This window comes from Hymenobacter tenuis, assembly GCF_054780495.1.
Genome location: NZ_BAAGWF010000001.1, coordinates 1,592,296 through 1,608,462, shown reverse-complemented (window position 1 = coordinate 1,608,462; position 16,167 = coordinate 1,592,296). Strand labels below are relative to the sequence as shown.

Sequence of the window (16,167 nt, the reverse complement as noted above, 5' to 3'; positions counted from 1 at the left end):
GAGGGGTGCTTGTTAGCCAATGCCCTGCCGGAAATCAGCTAACAACTGACCAAACGTAGGGCCGGCGCTAGTAGGAATCCTGCAAAGGTAGGGGTTATACCGCGTACAAAATGCAACTAATGCTTGCTTCAAAAAGCAGTCCAGAGCGCTGCGTTCATTGCTATTCAACCTACTGGTATGTGTGGCACTGGTCTATGAGTGCACAACCACTTCTCTATGGAGTAATGTAGCCAGCGTTCTTGCGATGTGGAGCGCCTTTTCCTGCTGTGTATTTGCAACAACGATACCTATCGGGGACTGCTCTACCCGCAGCAAAACCTGCCACACTCTTTCAGTAGCTGTAAAGCCTACTGCTGCCGGGTGATTGTCTAGCGGCAGATGATGATTTTTTTGAACATAACGAACCGTTACCTGTACAATGGGGGGTAGGGGCAACCAGCGGCCAAACCGCAAGCCAGCCACCCAGGTATAGCGGCGGTAGCGGAGTGATGTCAGGTTAAGTGTGAAGCCTTCGTACTGGGTTACTACAACGAGTATAATGGCTAGGCTAACTGTGGTGGCAAATCCAACTGCACCGGCCACAAAGTCGTGCAGAAAGTAGTAAGCGCACATAAATGCAGGCAGCCAAATCGCCAGAGCAGCAGCTACTCCTTTATGCCAATGCTCAGCCAAAAAAGGCCTCTGCAGCAGGCCATCATATTGGTTAGGATTCATGCACAGAAAGCGGTAGCGGTCAGGTAATTAAAATTTGCTGCTTTGATCTTCGCCTAGCGGCTTACGAAGTAGTACCAGTGCCAGCGGCTGCCGCGGAATGCCGAAACGTGTATCGCGGGGGAAAGCCATGGTTTCGCCGGTGCGCCGGAAGCCTAGGCGCTCATACCAGGCCAGCAGCTCAGTGCGCACAGATATCACCGAAATCAGGATGGCTGAACAGCCAAGCTGGCGGGCTTGCTGCTCGGCGGCACCTAGTAGCTGTTTGCCCAGCCCGCGGGCCTGCTGGCCGGGGTCAACGGAAAGCATACCGAGGTACAGATCAGGGTGTTGATTTTTCAGGAACACGCTGGCTAACAGCTGGCCCGAGGAGGTGCGGGCCTGTAAAATAGTGGCGCCCGGCGTGTTCAGGGCCTCAAGTAGGTCGTCGGTATCGGTGCGCTGGCCGTCCAGCAGGTGAGCTTCGGTGGTCCAGCCCTGGCGGGAGGCCTCGCCGCGGTAGGCGCGGTTTACGAGGGCCACCAGGTCTGGAATGTCGGATTCGGTGGCCGGGGAAAGATGCAGATCAGCAGACATAGTAACACGAAGGTAAAAATGATTGGGCCAGTACGCGTACTAGGGTGCACTTCTGGGTTAACCCAAACATTGTGCGTCGGATGCTGTAATTTCGCCATCGAACCCACCACCCATCCATGTTCACGCAAGCCGCCCCGTCCCTGGAAACCGAAGTTACTACCACCCGGCCCGACCGCGCCACGCTGCTGCGGGCCTACCGCCTGATGCGCACGGCCGATGAGCTGGCCCGCCTCTACGAAGAAAATAAGGCCGTGACGGCCCGCTACGTACACGCCACCGCCCGCGGCCACGAGGCCATTCAGCTAGCCGCTGCCTTCCACCTCACCGGCGCCGATTATGCCGCCCCGTATTACCGCGACGATGCCATGCTGCTGGGCATGGGGCTGGCGCCGTATGAGCTGATGCTTCAGCTTATGGCCAAGCGCGACGACCCGTTTTCCGGGGGGCGCACGTACTACAGCCATCCGTCGTTGCGGCGGCCGGGCGTGCCTACCATTCCGCACCAAAGCTCGGCTACCGGCATGCAGGCCATTCCAGCCACTGGTATTGCCCACGGCATCAAGTATCTGGAAAGCCAGGGACTAGCCCCCCGGGGCTCCGCAACCGCAACCGCACCCGAACCGGCTGGCTCTCTGCCGCCGGTAGTGCTCTGCTCTATCGGGGATGGTGCCATGACGGAAGGCGAGGTGGCCGAGGCCCTACAAATGGCTGTGCTGCACCAGCTGCCCATTATTTACTTGGTGCAGGACAACGATTGGGGTATTTCGGCTACTAGCCGCGAAATGCGCGCCATGGATGCCTACGAGTTTGCCGCTGGTTTTAAGGGGCTGCACCGCCTGCAGTTTGATGGTGCCGACTTCCTGGCCAGCTACGCCGGCATGCAAGAAGCCACTGAGTACGTGCGCCAGCGGCGCGGCCCGGTGCTGGTGCATGCTAAGTGCCCGTTGCTAGGCCACCACACCAGCGGCGTGCGCCGCGAGTGGTACCGCGGCGACAACCTCGCGCAGCACACCCTCAACGACCCGCTGCCCCGCTACCATCAGCAACTCTTGGAGCTGGGCGTTACCGAGGAGGAGCTAGCCGCACTAGGCACCGAGGCCCGCGCAACCGTGCAAGCGGACTACGAGCGTGCCCTGCAAGCCCCAAACCCCGACCCAACTACGTTCCAGGACCACGAGTTCGCGCCAGCAGCGGTAACGGAAGAGCAAGGCGAGCGAAGCCCCGCCGGCGCCGACAAAGCCCTGATGGTGGATGCTGCCCTGCACACCGTGGATGACATTCTGCGCGAGTTTCCGGAGGCGTTGTTCTACGGTCAGGATGTGGGCGGCGAGCTAGGTGGTGTGTTCCGGGAGGCGGCATTGCTGGCCAAAAAGTACGGTGATGCCCGCGTTTTCAATACCCCCATTCAGGAAGCGTACATTGTGGGCAGCACCGCCGGTATGAGTGCCGTAGGAGCCAAGGCTATTGTTGAAATTCAGTTTGCCGACTACATCTGGCCCGGCCTCAACCAACTGGTCGAGGAACTGAGCAAATCTTGCTACCTCTCCAATGGCAAGTTTCCGGTGCAAAGCCTGATTCGGGTGCCGGTGGGCGCGTATGGCGGCGGCGGCCCGTATCATTCCGGCTCCATTGAAAGCACGCTGCTTACTATCCGGGGCATTAAGGTGGTGTACCCCAGCAATGCGGCCGATATGAAAGGCTTGCTCCGGGCGGCATTCCTCGATCCCAACCCTGTGGTATTACTGGAGCACAAAGGCCTGTACTGGAGTAAAGTGCCCGGCACCGAAGATGCCAAAACCACGGAGCCCGCGGCGGGCTATGTTATTCCGCTGGGGAAAGCAGCCATTGCCCAAGAAGCCGACGCCACCAAGCTGCGGAACGGAGAAACCTGCGTAGTAATTACCTACGGAATGGGCGTGCACTGGGCCAAAACGGCCAGCAAGCAGTTCCCTGGTCAGGTGGAGGTGCTGGATTTGCGCACGCTCAATCCGCTGGATTGGGACGCCGTGCAAACGGCGGTGCGCCGCCACGGCAAGGCCCTGATCCTGACCGAAGAGCCCTTGCTGAACTCCTTTGCCGAAAGCCTGGCCGGCCGGATTCAGCGGCATTGCTTTCAGCAGCTGGATGCGCCGGTGTTTACGCTGGGAGCCGCCAACCTGCCCGCCATTGCCCTCAACGTGGAGCTGGAAAAGCAAATGCTGCCTAACCCCGAGAAAGTTGCTACGGCCCTGAGTGAGTTGCTAGGTTGGTAAAACAGCTAAACCAATACCAGAAGAGGAGGCCGGTTGGCCGTTCGCTAGGCCCTAGCGAACGGCCAACCGGCCTCCTCTTCTGGTGTATCGAAGTAATGCTTAGAAAGGATACCCGATACCCAGGTTCAGGGCCGTCTGGTTTTCGCCGAAACTGATGTTGCGGATGGCCCACTTGCTGCCTGGGGCGGTGGGGTCGTACACCTTGGTGGCAATATCGAGGCGCAGAATCAAGAAGCTGAAATCTAGCCGAAGGCCAAACCCCGAGCCCACGGCAAACTCCCGGTAAAACTGGTTGAGCTTAAACTGAGCGCCCGGCCGCAACGGGTCGGCCCGAAGCGTCCAGACGTTGCCAAAATCAGTAAATACAGCGCCTTTAATAAAGCTGTAAATCGGGAAGCGGTACTCTACGTTGCCCTCCAGCAGCAGTTCGCCGGGTTGCTCCAAGTCGTAGTTGCGCACTCGTTGCCCATCTTCCCCGATAACCGGGTTACCTAATTCATCGAGCTCATATTGGGTAGCGCTACCAGTGCCCAAGCGGCGTGGTTTCCAGGCCCGCACGCTGGAGCTACCGCCCGCAAATAGGTATTTATCATACGGCACCAGCAGCTGGGTATTGTCGCTGCCGGGAATAATGACGCCATCCTCGCCACGGGTTTGAGTGGTGGTAGACGTGAGGGCGCGCACGGCCCCGCCCGAGAGCCGGTACACAAAGTAGGTTTCGGGCGAAAGTTTGTGGTAGCGACGGTAATCGGCCGTGAGCTTGGCGAAGTCGTAGATTTTCAGCCGGTCGTTTTGGCCGGGCTTGGCATTTACCACCAGGGGTTGCGACTGATAGAAGCCGCGCGTAATACCGCCTACCTCGCCAAAAAGGCGGAAGTAGCGCCCGTCGCGGGTTTGGTTGAAATCGTTGGAGTTGTAGAGCGAGGTAGCGCTAATGCTGGGCATGAACAGGTTATCGAAGCTGCGCAGCAGGGGCGTGTTCTGCGTAAGCGCCAGCCGCCGCAACTCCTCGTAGTAAGAGTCGGTGATAAACGGCGTCCGGATAACGCTCACATCAATCGGCGTAAGCACGAACTGATGGTACACGGAGCGTTGCCAGATGTAGTCGTACGTGGCCTCAATGTTCGTGCGAGTGTATTCGGGCCGGTCGACGTAAGTATAGCTGCCGTTGAGGCGGGTGCGTGGGTTGTAGCGCGCAAGCCAGCGGCTGCTGCGCCACGGCACCAGGAACTGCGGCAGCACTAGGTTCACGTTGGCGCCCAACTGCGTGGTCAACTGCGGATTGCCGGTAATGGCGTTAAACTGCCCTTCAAAGCCGGCTCGTAGACCAAATTCCAACAGCTCCGCGCCTCCAAATACATTCCGGATTTTGAAGCGTACGTTGCTGAACGGCCCGGCAAGTCGGGCAATGTAAGTGCCGCCTAGCTCAACAGTTTCCTGAAACTTCTTGGCCGGTGAGGCATTGATAGTAGCATCGAGCACGCCGCTAGCCGAGTCGCGGGCCGCCTCCCGGTCGCGCCGGTACGTTACGTTGCTGAACCGGAACATATCAAGGCCTGCCAGCTGGCGCTGGGTTACCTGGGTGTTCTCTAGGCTGTATCTATCGCCGGGGCGCACGGCCAGCTTGCGGTCTAGGGCTTTGGTGGAAAAGCGGTGCTTATAGGCTAAGTAGAAAACCGAGTCGCGGACAAGCGTGTCGCGCTGCTGGCCAAACCGCACTAGGCCTGCATCGGTAATGAAGTTGACGTGCCGAACGGTGTAGAGCCGATGCTGCTCGCCGCGGGTAGGTTTGCTCACGATGGTGCGCAGGCGCACAGTGGTAGGGGCAAAGCTGGTATCGGCTTCTAGGGTAATGTACTGCTGCCGAAAATCATAGAAGCCCTCGTTTTTAAGCATCAGCTCCAGCCGGCTGCGCTCATTGCCAATGACTTCTTCATCGTACTGGTCACCTACGTGCAGCAGGCTCTGAGGCTGGCTGCCGAGCACCCGGCGCGCCACGGCTGTGTCCTGCACATCGTAGTCGAGCTGCGAATACTTGAACGCCGGGCCCTCGTGAATGCGGTACACCACCGTAACGCGCTGCGAATCGGAGTGGAAGGGTGAGCGGAACGTCAGGACCCGAAACGGCGAGAACAGCTTCGTTGGGACTGTATCGGTGGCCGTAACGGAGTTGCGGAAAAAGCCCTTTGACTTCAGGAACGTACCGAGCTGCTCCGTAGACGTAGCCGTCAGCGACGAATCGTAGATAACGGGCGGCTCGCCCAGGCGCATAATGGCGTTGCCTTTATCCAAGGCTAGCTGGTGGCGCCGCACGTGCCGCTCCCGCTTGGTCAGGAGCTTGCCGGCTTTAGCCGAGTCGGTGCCGGCTTCCCGGATAAGCTGGTTGTAGTGGGTGCGCTCTTCTTCCAGCTTCTTCTGAATGCGCTCAGGGTTATAAAATGACCGACCTAGCTGGTAGATGGCTACCTTTGGCAGCGGAAACGTGCTATTGGGCTTCTGCTGCACCAAGGTTTGCAGGCGCTCAGCATCGGCCTTTTCCGCGCCTTCAATCTTTACCCGGCTCAGCAGGCGCTGCCCCGGCTGCAGCAGGCGGGTTGGCGAACAACTATTCAGCCCACTGGTCAGCAGCAAACTGCCGAGCGCCAGCCGGAGTGGTAATTTTCCTAAAAACAGCCCGTTAGCGGGCCGGCCGTTAATCTGCGTATATGGTTTCAAAAGCAGTAGCGAAATACGTGCACGCGCTGCACCTGAAGAAGTACCGTCTCCGGCACGGCGCTTTCCTGGTGGAGGGCGGCAAAAGCGTGCGGGAGCTGCTAAGTTCCGGGATTCTAACGGAACGACTCATCCTTACGGCTGATTTCCATGAGAAAATCCGCAAGGAGCTGCCTATTGGAGTTCCGGTGGATATAGTTTCGGAGGAAGAACTAACCCGTTTGAGTACGCTCAGCACCAATACAACGGCCCTGGCCATTGCGAAGCTGCCCGAAGAAACGCCACTGAAACCGGCGCCCGGCCAGCTTCTACTAGCCCTCGACCAGGTGCGCGACCCCGGTAATGTAGGCACGCTCATCCGGTTGGCCGACTGGTATGGCCTAGGCGGGGTGGTGTGCTCTGAAACGTGCGCCGACCCCTGGGCTCCAAAAACCGTGGCCGCCACTATGGGCTCCTTTACCCGCGTGCCCGTGTGGCAACGCGAATTGCCCGCTTGGCTAAGTGCCCTGCCCGCAGCGCTGCCCGTATATGGCGCCGACCTGCACGGCGACAACGTGCACCGCCTGACGTTGCAGCCCACCGGTGTGCTGGTGATGGGCAGCGAAAGCCACGGCCTCACGCCCGAAGTAGAAGCCTGCCTCACCCAGCGCCTGCACATTCCGGGCCGCGGCCAGGCCGAAAGCCTCAACGTGGCCGTTTCAGCCGCTATCCTGCTGGATAACTTTTATCGGAATCAGTAAGCCGCTGGCATTATAGCGCGCAGTCCATAGCGGTTTGTGCATGTCAGGAGGCTAGTGTTTGATACGGTTGACACGGTTTGCGCTGGTAGATGACCTAGTAAAGACAGAAGAGGCCCGGCAACTGATGCCGGGCCTCTTCTGGTAGTGTGCGGGGCCGTAGCCTGCGTTAGTTGATCAGCGAGATGCCGAAGCTGAGCGTCTGAGCCTGGGGCCCGCGGTTGCTCTTGAAGGTATCGTTGAGGTTGTACTTGGCGAACAAATCGATGTTGCGGATGCCGATGGTGCCCTGCACGCCGTACTGGAAGTCCTCGAGGTTGTAGCTGCCGCGGTCTTTGTCTTTGCGGGTGCGGCCTTCGTCTTCGTACTTCAGCTTGGTGTGTGAGCCCAGGCGGTAGCCAATGAATCCGCCGGCCCCAATGCGGAAGGCGTCGCGGCCTTTCTTATCCTGGAAGGCCAGCACGGCCATAAGAGGCAGGTTGATGGTGGTCACGGCCAGTTTGCTTTTTTCCAGGTCGCGGTCCAGATCTTTCACTACCACTGTGGTGCCATTCACGTCGCTGAAGCGGTAGTTTTTATCGAGCATATAGTTATTGAAGGCCAGTTCCGGGCCGGTAACCAAGTGGAGGGGCGAGCCTTTCTGACCAACCCGGATATCGTAGTGCCAGTTCAGGCTCAGGTAGCGGGAACCCACGGGACGCAGCTCAAAATCTTCGCCACCCACCAGCGTTTCGCGGTTTACCAGCGTGTTCAGGCCTAGGTCAACATTAAAGTTGCTATGTACGGCGCGGTTCGCTTTTTCTTCTTGCTTGGCTTTCCGCTCCACATCACGGATGGAGTCAGACTTGGCCGAGGTGCCCACCCGAACCGAAACGTGGTCGTTGCCGCCGTCGGTGCTTTCATCTACGGTTACCCCAAATACCCGACCTAGCGTTACGTCTACATGGTCAGCCGATTTGGTTTTGCTGCCGGGGCCCTGGTTGCGCACCGTTATCCGGATTTGCTCGGGTACCTGCTTGCCGGGCTGCTCCTTGGCCGGATAAAACTCCATGGTCACCTGCTCCGACTTCGAGTTTTTGCCGGCGGCTTCGGCCTGCGTGATGTAGGCATCGAGCAGTACGATGAGGGAGTCGAGCTTATACTGGCGCATCTGGCGCAGCTGGGCCTTGTCTTTGACGTACAGTGTCATGGTGGCCTGGTTAGGGAGCTTCACCAGGATGGTGTCATCGTTGGGGGTGCCAGAGGCCGCCTGGGAGGTGCCAGTGGTGGCCAGGCTCAGCAGCAGGAAGGCGAGGAAAGTGAAGTAGCGTTTCATAAAAAAGGCGCAAAAAGCGGGGAGAGTTACAGTTGAATGACTTTGGTAAGCGTGTGCCCAGCTACCCGGGCCTGCACCGTTACCGATTCCGGCAGGCCAGCGTCCGTGAGGCTCACCCGCTCGCCTTTCACAGCGTTACGGGCCTGCCGAATCAGGGAAGTCAGGCGAGGGCGCCGGGCGGTATTGGCGTCGGCCATAACGGGCGTTTCAGCAGCCGAGCGAACTTCTACCTCAATGGGGCCGGTGGAAGCCACCGTGGCCGTGGGCAATGCAGTAGGGCGCTCCAGTTCCGGATCTTGGGGCTGGGCCGTAAGCGCGGGCCGGGTAGGAGTAGCCGAAGCTACGCTCGGGGCCTGTGGTGCGGCTGAGCTGGCCAAAGCCAGGTGGCGCGGCGCCGAAGCGCGGGGCCGGGCGAGGGGGCGACTCACTGGAGCGGGGTCTGGTTGTACACCCCGAGACCGGGTTTCCAGGGAGGGTTCCGTAGTGGCCACTACGGATGCCGGCTCGTCGGCCGGGGCTTCTATGGGGCTAGATGGAGAAGCGCTAGGGGTGGTTGCCTGAGGATTTGAAATTATTTCAGGGGTAGTAGCGGGGACCGAAGCCCGGGGCGTGGTAGCTGCCAGCTCGGGCTGCCCCAGGCCACCGGGATTGGCACCCGTAAGCACCCACCAAGCGCCACCGAGCAGTGTGAGCAGGGCCACGGCCGCGGCCGCCAGCCACATAGCGGGGCGCTTGCGGCGAGGCTGAATTTCGGCTTCTATTTCAGCCCAGATAAACGCGGGCGGCGTAGGAGCGTGCCCCTGGAGCCGGTCGCGGAACAGCTTATCAATATCTTCCGGTTGCATATACTTCTTTCGTTGAGGAGGTGGGGCGGGCCTGGGTGCTGGCTACCGCGAGGCGGCGCTGGAGCATGGCCCGGGCCTTACTGAGCTGCGACTTGCTGGTGCCTTCCGAAATACCGAGCAGCTCGCCGATTTCGGGGTGGGTGTAGCCTTCCAGGGCGTAGAGGTTGAACACGGTGCGGTAGCCGGCGGGCAGTTCTGCCAGCAGGGCCAGCATATCGTCGGCGTTGAGCTGGCTTTCGGCTTCGGCGGGGGTAGCGGGCGTGTCGTAGGTCAAATCGTCGATGGCCATGTGGATGGGCTCTTTGCGGCGGAGCATCCCGAGGGCCTCATTCACCACAATGCGCCGGATCCAGCCTTCAAACGAGCCTTCGTGCCGGTATTGATCAAGGGCCCGAAACACTTTGGTAAACCCTACGATAAGGGCTTCTTCGGCATCTTCGCGCCGCCGCAGGTAACGCAGGCACACCGAGAGCATCAGGCCAGCAAAACGCTCATAGAGCAGTTTTTGGGCCCGGCTGCTACCCTGGCGGCAGGCGGCTATGAGGTCAGCATCAGTCACGGGAAGCAGGAGTAAAGTTCGGGCAATAGCAGCTTGTTTGAGGGGCTAGATGCAGCCTAGCAGGGGGGGGTTGCCTGGAAGTAAAAAAAAGTAGCAACACAGCCTACAACCATTTTTTTTAAACGCTACATGGAGGGCTCAGCCGGCTAGTGTCAAAAGCAAAGTTCTTGTTTTCCTTTCGCTTTCTGACCCCGGCGCGGTTTGCTATAGTAACTATATAGTCGCGTCGTTGATTTACAGAGTACTTTAGTAAGATCAGTGGCTTGGCGGCTTGCTAGGTATCATCCGGGCCCAAACCGTATTGGTGGCCTAGTATTTTTCAGTCAGCTGCTACGCGGAGTTATCCTACGCCTATTTGCTTATGAAATTTCTACTCTGGTTTTGCCTGTTGCTGGGTTTGCTTGCTGCTTTGCCGGCTGCGGCCTCTCACCTGATGGGCGGCGAAATAACCTACCGCTACCTCGATAACAACGGGGCGGGCCGCACGCCATTTCGCTATGAGGTGACGGTGGTGCACTACATTAATAAGAACTCGGCAATTCCCAATGGCAGCGCGAGCGTACTGATCAACTTTTATGATAAAGCAATCAATAGTAGCGCTATTGCCACGGAAACAGCCCCACGCATCAGTCTGGTAGATGTGAATCCGGCCATTGGTAGTGGATGCGCACTACCGAACAGCAGTGCGGTTTTTGTGGCCTTGGCCAAGTACCGGACGGTGGTAAGCCTGCCTGCATCGGCGGCCGGCTTTTTTGCCGTTTGCAACATTACGGCGCGGAATGCCGGCATCACCAACATTTTTTCTTCGAGCCGCTACTCCATGACGTTGTTTTCGGAGATGGCCCCGACGGCGCTGCCCAATACCTCGCCGGTTTTTCCGGATACGGCCGTTGTGTTTATTTGCCGGGGCGATACCAGCCTGATCTTGAACAACGCCTACGATGCCGATGGCGACCGGCTTAGCTATTCCTTCAGTACGCCATACGGGGTGCAGGGAAGCGCGCCTGACGATGACAGCTACCCGTTCACTGCATTGCCCTACACCAACGGCTACAGCGTATTGCAGCCGTTTGGCGTCGGCGGCCGCGCCCAAATTGACCCCGCCACGGGCGTTAGCCGGTACTACTCGCCGCTGAGTGGGGCGTTTGTGGTGGCCGTTGATGTAAAAGAATATCGAACCGTGAATGGCCAAGAGGTTCTGCTGGGCACCACCCGGCGCGATGTGCAGCTCCTGACGCGGGTGTGTGAGCCCAACGGCGCCCCAACCCTGACCGCTACCACCGGCAATGTGCGCAACCTAACAGTAGTGGAAGGACAGCGTCTCGAATTTGGAGTATCAGCCACTGACCCAGAAGGATTGCCTCTTACGCTACGGGCTAGCAGCGTGCTGCTTGATGGCCCCGGGCGCTACGCTGCCACCTGCAATAACAACCCAGGAGTAGTGCCCGTGGGCAGTGGCGTGGGGGTAGTTAGCGTAAGCGGTACTGCCCTAGTAACGGCACAGTTTCGCTTTGACGCCCGTTGTGGTGATGCCCGCCCCGTTCCGTATGATGTGCTAATAACTGGCACCGACGAAAACTGCAATAAGAAAACCGGAGCTACCGTCTTCCGCATAACTGTGGTGCCGCTCACTATCACCGGCTCGCCCTTTTACTGCCCGGAAGGGGCTAGTGCCCTGCTCTACACCGTGAACGGCCCGCCTGGTGAAGCGTACCAATGGTCGGTGGCTGCGGGAACGATAGTGCAGGGGCAGGGCACCAATACCGTGCAGGTTAGCCTGCCGCCGGGGGCTAGTAACACGGTGCTGAGCGTAGCACAGACCGGCGGGTGCTCGGCCAGCTTTACCCTGCAACCCGATAATGCCCAGGTGCAGCTACAGGTCGCCTCCGTTGACACGTCTGACCGTAGCATTACCTTGAGCTTAGCTGTACCGAACAATGCCGTTAATGTGAGCCAGGTGCGCGTACTGCGGCGTGCAGCCGGCAGCACTGGTCCGTTTGCCACCGTAGGCACCGCGGCCAATACGGCCACTACTTTCCTTGATACGGGCCTAGACGCCGATGCCAGTGCCTACCATTATCGACTGGAGTTGCTGAACGCCTGCGGAACCGTGCTGAGCAGCCAACAACACACTACCATCCTAACCAAGGCTACCGCCACCGAAGCTCCTGATACGCGCGTGCCCGGCACGGTGCAGGTAAGCTGGAGTGCCTACGAAGGCTTTGTGGTGCAGCAGTACCGCATCAGCCGTGTAGCCGATACTGGCCCGCCGGAAATTGTAGCTACCGTCAGCGGAACTACGCTTTCGGCGGTATTACCTAGCGGTCCGGCTGGCTTCGGGCAGTGCTTTCGGGTAGAGGCAGTGAGTACGGATGCTACCCCGCGAACCTCCCGCTCCAACGATGCCTGCGTTTCGTTTGAGAATAAGCTGGGCTTCTACAATATCATTACCCCCAATGGCGATCGGAAAAACGACGTGCTTACCATTGATAATGTCCGGCTTTATCCTAGCAATACGCTGGCCATTTACAACCGCTATGGCAAGCAGGTGTACCACACCCGCAACTACCAGAATACTTTTGGTGGTGAGGGCTGTGCGCCGGGCATGTACTTCTACCTTTTCACGCTGGATAACGGTAGCTCGTATAAAGGCTGGTTTGAAATTGCCCGTTAGCCTAGGTGCCTGAAACCGAGTAAGCCAGATCCACAGGTGGGTCTGGCTTACTCGGTTTATAAGAAGGATAGTAGCTGCTTACAACGTTGCCGAAATAGTAGCCGCTCGGGCGCCTGCCGTATTTACGGGGGTAGAGCCCGTAAGCGTAACCGTGTTTTTTACCACGCCATCTACTAAAATAGTAGCCGTCAGTGTCGTGTTTATCGGGACGGCGCCAGCCTGGCCTGAAACGGGTTGAAAACCAACCTCCGCAGTAAAGGTAGTACCGGCTGCTACCGGTTTCTCCTCATGCATGAACGTTTCATTGCCCTGAAAAGCGTTTTTAGAATATACCGTGGTTGTGCTTTTTCCCGCATCCATCAGCACCCGCATATCGGCGGCATAACCGCTCGTCATGTTGGTGGCCCGGATATTAATCTGAACGATATGGGAGGGAGCCACATCCCCGGTTTGCGTAACGCAGCTGGCTGCCGCAAATACACCCGGAATAAGCAAGAGGAGAGCTTTTTTCATATAGGTAGTAGAAAAGGATAAGTAAAAAGGCAGCAAAAATCTGACTTCTTGAATTGAACAATATTTGTGCCGAGTTGAATTAACAGACGGGCCTAGTAACGTAAATAGCCTGGATAAAATAAAGCAGCGCCTTACCGCCTGAACGTGGTTCAGAGAGTAGGGCGCTGCGGGCAGGGTTACTGATACTTTAAAGGCTAGTACTGGCCTACCGAAAGCATAACTAAGGTGCAGGCTTCTTCGGTGCGGATGCCGCGCTGCTGAGCCAGCTCCTCTAGCTCCGGATTTTCGGTGCCGGGGTTGAAAATGATACGCTTCGGGTTCAGGTCCAGAATATAATCGTACCAGCCGGGCTGGTTTTGCGGGCCCACGTACAGCGTTACCGTATCCACATCGGTAGCCGTGGGGCGGTCCGTCCGGATATCAAGGCCCGCCACCTGGCCTTTACGAATACCAACGGGCACCACTTCGTGGCCGTGGTTTTTAAGCTGATGCACCGCCCGGTAGGCGTAGCGTGAGGGGTTATCACTAGCCCCGAGAACAAGGGTCTTTTTCATATGCTGCGAGCGTTCAGCCTGAGGCCGTCGGCTGTTTGTAGTGAGAAAGTAAAACGTAGTGCTGAGGTTATACGAGCAAAAGCGGGCTAGCAGCCATATACTAGGCCCTAATAGAAGCCAAAACGGCCTCGGCGCACCGCTCCCCATCCATAGCCGCCGACACAATACCGCCAGCGTACCCAGCACCTTCTCCGCACGGAAACAGGCCGCATACCACGGGGTGTTGCAGCGTGTCCCGGTCGCGCGGAATCCGGACGGGCGAGGAGGTGCGGCTTTCAACCCCCACAATCTGAGCCAAGTTGGTGGCATACCCCGGAATTTTACGCCCAAAGTTCTGGAAGCCCTGGCGCAGCCGCTCCGCCAGTCCTGCACCCAGCACTTTGTCCATCGGCACCGACACGAGACCGGGCTGGTAGCTGGTTTCCAGCAGCTCCGGCGAAACTTTGTTTTTCAAAAAGTCGCCGAGGCGCTGGGCAGGTGCTAGCTGCGTGTTGCCGGCCAACTGGCAGGCACGCTGCTCAATCTGCTGCTGAAACCGCAGGCCCGCCAAGGCCCCGTACTGGCGCACATCCATATCCTCTAGCTCCACGGCCGCTACTATACCGGAATTAGCAAAGCGTGAATCGCGGCGGCTAGGGCTCATGCCATTCACCACTACCTCACCCGGAGCGGTGGCTGCCGGCACAATAAAGCCGCCGGGACACATGCAAAAGGAAAATACGCCCCGCTGCTGGCTTTTCCACTGGGTTTGATGCACCAAAGAGTACGAAGCAGCCGGCAATACACCCCGGTCTTGGCGGCGGTACTGGGCTTGGTCGATGAGCTGTTGCGGGTGCTCTACGCGCACACCCAAGGCAAACGGCTTGGCCTCAATCAGCACACCTCGGCGGTGCAGCAGTTCATAAATGTCGCGGGCGGAGTGGCCAGTAGCCAGAATCACGGCATCGGCTTCCAGCGCTTGGCCACTAGCCGTTACCACGCCGCGTAAGTGGTTGTGCTCCAGAATCAGGTCATCCACGCGGGTTTCGAAGTGCACTTCGCCCCCAGCTTGCAGCACACTATCACGCAGGGCGGCCACCACATAGGGCAGCTTGTTGGTGCCAATGTGCGGATGCGCATCGACGAGGATATCGGGGGTAGCGCCGTGCTGCACCAGCAGGCGCAGAATCCGCTGGATGTCGCCGCGCTTGGTGGAGCGGGTATAGAGCTTGCCATCGGAATACGTGCCGGCGCCGCCTTCTCCAAAACAATAGTTGGAGTCAGGGTTGACCAGGTGCTCTTTGTTGAGCGCCGCTAGGTCGCGGCGGCGGGTACGTACATCTTTGCCGCGCTCCACCACAATAGGCTTTATGCCCAGCTCAATAGCTCGCAACGCCGCAAAAAGTCCAGCTGGCCCGGCACCTACTATAAGGACAGAGCGACGGGCCTGGCTGACATCAGGATACGTAAACCAGGGGCCAAACAGCTCAGCCGGCGGTGGGGTCTGGTAGATGTCGGCGCGTAGGCGTACGAGCGGTTGGCGGCCCCGAGCATCAATGGAGCGTTTACGCAAATGCACAAAATCGGCCTGACCAGGCACTAGGCCGGCGGCATCGAGCAAGGCCCGGTAGCGGGCTAGCTCATCGAAAGCTACCTCCGGCGGTAGCAGTAGTTCAATTTCTTGGGTAGTAGGCATACTAAAGGTGAAAGGGAGTTAGCCTTTGAACCGTAAGGACTGTAACGGAAGTGCAAAGATACGCAGCTCTAAAGCAGCAAAAAGCCCCGGAAAGCTGCAACGAGCTTTCCGAGGCTTATATACGGGTGCGGAACCAGTGAAAAGGGCGTGGGGCTAGTAGTGCCCGTCGGATGGCGTTCCTACGGAGGAAGACTGCAAACGGGGCCAGAATTTCTCCATCGATTCGTTGAAGAGCGTTAGCGCCTGCGTCCGGACTTCGCCGGAGGGATGGCGTAGCAGATTGCCCAGCAGATGCCGGTACATTTCGGTTGTAACTTCTAACCCTTTGGCGCTTACAAGGCCGTGGTGAAGTAGGTCGCAGTTAGCGGCCACTGAATTTGCCATAGAGTCGGTTAGTTCTTCGCGGGCTACATCCGCTTCCCGAAATGACTGTTCCAAACGGGCATTCATTTCAGGCGAGTAATTCTTTTCAGTTGCCATACTATAGGACAAGGGAACGGCATTTCAAACGTGAAACACGACAATAAAGGTTCAGTCTCCTATAAAAATAATCCTGTAACTCACCCGTAACACGCTTGTTTCGAAGCACTCACCTCGTAGCATCTCGGCAAGTAGTAATGGCCCGTTTCCTATACGGCAGCCACATCGGGGCTCAGAATCCGGACCGGACGCTTGTGCTCATCTATGGCCACAAACGTGAATAAGCCCGACACAGCCCGGTGTCGTTCCTCGGAATACATTTGCTCCACAAACAGCTCTACCCGCACCTTGAGGCTAGTGTTGCCCACGTGCTCTACGCGCCCAATCAGCTCAACTAAGGTGCCCCCAGGAATAGGGTGGGTAAAGTCAACTTTATCAGATGACACCGTGACCATTTTGAGGCGGCTAAAGCGGGTAGCAGTTATGAAGGCCACTTCGTCCATGAGGTGCAGGGTAGTGCCCCCAAACAGGGTATCGTAGTGGTTGGTGGTGTTGGGAAAAACGGCTTTAAAAATGCGCGTTTCGGCCCGGCTGATTTTTTCGGCAAGCGTTGACATTAGAGCA

Annotated in this window: 14 protein-coding genes; 3 read left to right on the top strand and 11 right to left on the bottom strand. The window is 58.2% G+C overall.

All coding sequences use genetic code 11. The features are described 5' to 3' along the window. Positions 1-192: 192 nt before the first annotated feature. Entirely contained in the window at positions 193-714 is a 522-nt protein-coding gene (locus ACYVGU_RS06925) for a hypothetical protein (protein ID WP_460621430.1), read from the bottom strand. A 27-nt stretch (positions 715-741) separates the two neighbouring features. Further along, complete coding sequence (locus ACYVGU_RS06920; RefSeq protein WP_460621429.1) at positions 742-1,287, bottom strand: GNAT family N-acetyltransferase; 546 nt, start codon at positions 1,285-1,287, stop codon at positions 742-744. A 116-nt stretch (positions 1,288-1,403) separates the two neighbouring features. Here ACYVGU_RS06920 and ACYVGU_RS06915 point away from each other — a divergent pair, with 116 nt between their 5' ends. Beyond that, positions 1,404-3,539, top strand: a complete 2,136-nt coding sequence (locus ACYVGU_RS06915) for an alpha-ketoacid dehydrogenase subunit alpha/beta (RefSeq protein ID WP_460621427.1) — start codon at positions 1,404-1,406, stop codon at positions 3,537-3,539. 99 nt (positions 3,540-3,638) lie between these two features. Here the strand turns inward: ACYVGU_RS06915 and tamL are convergent, their stop codons facing one another. Further along, positions 3,639-6,254 carry a translocation and assembly module lipoprotein TamL gene (gene tamL / locus ACYVGU_RS06910; protein WP_460621426.1) on the bottom strand — a complete coding sequence of 872 codons (2,616 nt, stop codon included), beginning with the start codon at positions 6,252-6,254 and terminating at the stop codon, positions 3,639-3,641. On the opposite strand from tamL, the gene ACYVGU_RS06905 reads away from it, so the two are divergent. Then, positions 6,245-6,991 (top strand): TrmH family RNA methyltransferase, encoded by a 747-nt coding sequence (locus tag ACYVGU_RS06905; RefSeq protein ID WP_460621425.1) that lies wholly within the window; start codon positions 6,245-6,247, stop codon positions 6,989-6,991. The genes tamL and ACYVGU_RS06905 overlap by 10 nt on opposite strands. 166 nt (positions 6,992-7,157) lie before the next feature. Here the strand turns inward: ACYVGU_RS06905 and ACYVGU_RS06900 are convergent, their stop codons facing one another. Genes ACYVGU_RS06900 through ACYVGU_RS06890 form a run of 3 tightly spaced genes read right to left on the bottom strand, consistent with a single transcriptional unit; the run spans position 7,158 to position 9,707 of the window. Next, complete coding sequence (locus ACYVGU_RS06900; RefSeq protein WP_460621424.1) at positions 7,158-8,303, bottom strand: porin family protein; 1,146 nt, start codon at positions 8,301-8,303, stop codon at positions 7,158-7,160. Between the two features lie 26 nt (positions 8,304-8,329). Then, entirely contained in the window at positions 8,330-9,148 is an 819-nt protein-coding gene (locus ACYVGU_RS06895; RefSeq protein WP_460621423.1) for a hypothetical protein, read from the bottom strand. Beyond that, positions 9,129-9,707, bottom strand: coding sequence for an RNA polymerase sigma factor (locus tag ACYVGU_RS06890; RefSeq protein ID WP_460611782.1), 579 nt, complete (start codon positions 9,705-9,707; stop codon positions 9,129-9,131). The genes ACYVGU_RS06895 and ACYVGU_RS06890 overlap by 20 nt, the downstream gene beginning before the upstream one ends. 361 nt (positions 9,708-10,068) lie before the next feature. Between ACYVGU_RS06890 and ACYVGU_RS06885 the strand changes: the two genes are divergently transcribed. Next, the gene (locus tag ACYVGU_RS06885) at positions 10,069-12,381 is read left to right on the top strand and encodes a T9SS type B sorting domain-containing protein (protein ID WP_460621422.1); all 2,313 of its coding nucleotides are present in this window, start codon (positions 10,069-10,071) and stop codon (positions 12,379-12,381) included. Positions 12,382-12,459: 78 nt separating this feature from the next. Here the strand turns inward: ACYVGU_RS06885 and ACYVGU_RS06880 are convergent, their stop codons facing one another. The 5 genes from ACYVGU_RS06880 to ACYVGU_RS06860 form a co-directional block, all read right to left on the bottom strand. Further along, on the bottom strand, positions 12,460-12,894 hold the full coding sequence (locus tag ACYVGU_RS06880; protein ID WP_460621421.1) for a hypothetical protein: 435 nt from the start codon (positions 12,892-12,894) through the stop codon (positions 12,460-12,462). Positions 12,895-13,088: 194 nt separating this feature from the next. Further along, positions 13,089-13,448 carry a CoA-binding protein gene (locus tag ACYVGU_RS06875; protein WP_460611785.1) on the bottom strand — a complete coding sequence of 120 codons (360 nt, stop codon included), beginning with the start codon at positions 13,446-13,448 and terminating at the stop codon, positions 13,089-13,091. A gap of 100 nt (positions 13,449-13,548) precedes the next feature. Beyond that, the gene (locus tag ACYVGU_RS06870; protein WP_460621420.1) at positions 13,549-15,123 is read right to left on the bottom strand and encodes an NAD(P)/FAD-dependent oxidoreductase; all 1,575 of its coding nucleotides are present in this window, start codon (positions 15,121-15,123) and stop codon (positions 13,549-13,551) included. A 153-nt stretch (positions 15,124-15,276) separates the two neighbouring features. Continuing rightward, positions 15,277-15,603 (bottom strand): hypothetical protein, encoded by a 327-nt coding sequence (locus ACYVGU_RS06865; RefSeq protein ID WP_460621419.1) that lies wholly within the window; start codon positions 15,601-15,603, stop codon positions 15,277-15,279. Positions 15,604-15,752: 149 nt separating this feature from the next. Further along, positions 15,753-16,160 carry an acyl-CoA thioesterase gene (locus ACYVGU_RS06860; protein ID WP_460611788.1) on the bottom strand — a complete coding sequence of 136 codons (408 nt, stop codon included), beginning with the start codon at positions 16,158-16,160 and terminating at the stop codon, positions 15,753-15,755. Positions 16,161-16,167 lie beyond the last annotated feature (7 nt).

Coding starts and splice junctions, on each gene's coding strand:
- ACYVGU_RS06925 (WP_460621430.1), bottom strand. CDS start 714: ATGAATCCTAACCAATATGATGGCCTGCTGCAGAGGCCTTTTTTGGCT.
- ACYVGU_RS06870 (WP_460621420.1), bottom strand. CDS start 15,123: ATGCCTACTACCCAAGAAATTGAACTACTGCTACCGCCGGAGGTAGCT.
- ACYVGU_RS06865 (WP_460621419.1), bottom strand. CDS start 15,603: ATGGCAACTGAAAAGAATTACTCGCCTGAAATGAATGCCCGTTTGGAA.
- ACYVGU_RS06895 (WP_460621423.1), bottom strand. CDS start 9,148: ATGCAACCGGAAGATATTGATAAGCTGTTCCGCGACCGGCTCCAGGGG.
- ACYVGU_RS06900 (WP_460621424.1), bottom strand. CDS start 8,303: ATGAAACGCTACTTCACTTTCCTCGCCTTCCTGCTGCTGAGCCTGGCC.
- ACYVGU_RS06920 (WP_460621429.1), bottom strand. CDS start 1,287: ATGTCTGCTGATCTGCATCTTTCCCCGGCCACCGAATCCGACATTCCA.
- ACYVGU_RS06860 (WP_460611788.1), bottom strand. CDS start 16,160: ATGTCAACGCTTGCCGAAAAAATCAGCCGGGCCGAAACGCGCATTTTT.
- ACYVGU_RS06885 (WP_460621422.1), top strand. CDS start 10,069: ATGAAATTTCTACTCTGGTTTTGCCTGTTGCTGGGTTTGCTTGCTGCT.
- ACYVGU_RS06880 (WP_460621421.1), bottom strand. CDS start 12,894: ATGAAAAAAGCTCTCCTCTTGCTTATTCCGGGTGTATTTGCGGCAGCC.
- ACYVGU_RS06905 (WP_460621425.1), top strand. CDS start 6,245: ATGGTTTCAAAAGCAGTAGCGAAATACGTGCACGCGCTGCACCTGAAG.
- ACYVGU_RS06915 (WP_460621427.1), top strand. CDS start 1,404: ATGTTCACGCAAGCCGCCCCGTCCCTGGAAACCGAAGTTACTACCACC.
- ACYVGU_RS06875 (WP_460611785.1), bottom strand. CDS start 13,448: ATGAAAAAGACCCTTGTTCTCGGGGCTAGTGATAACCCCTCACGCTAC.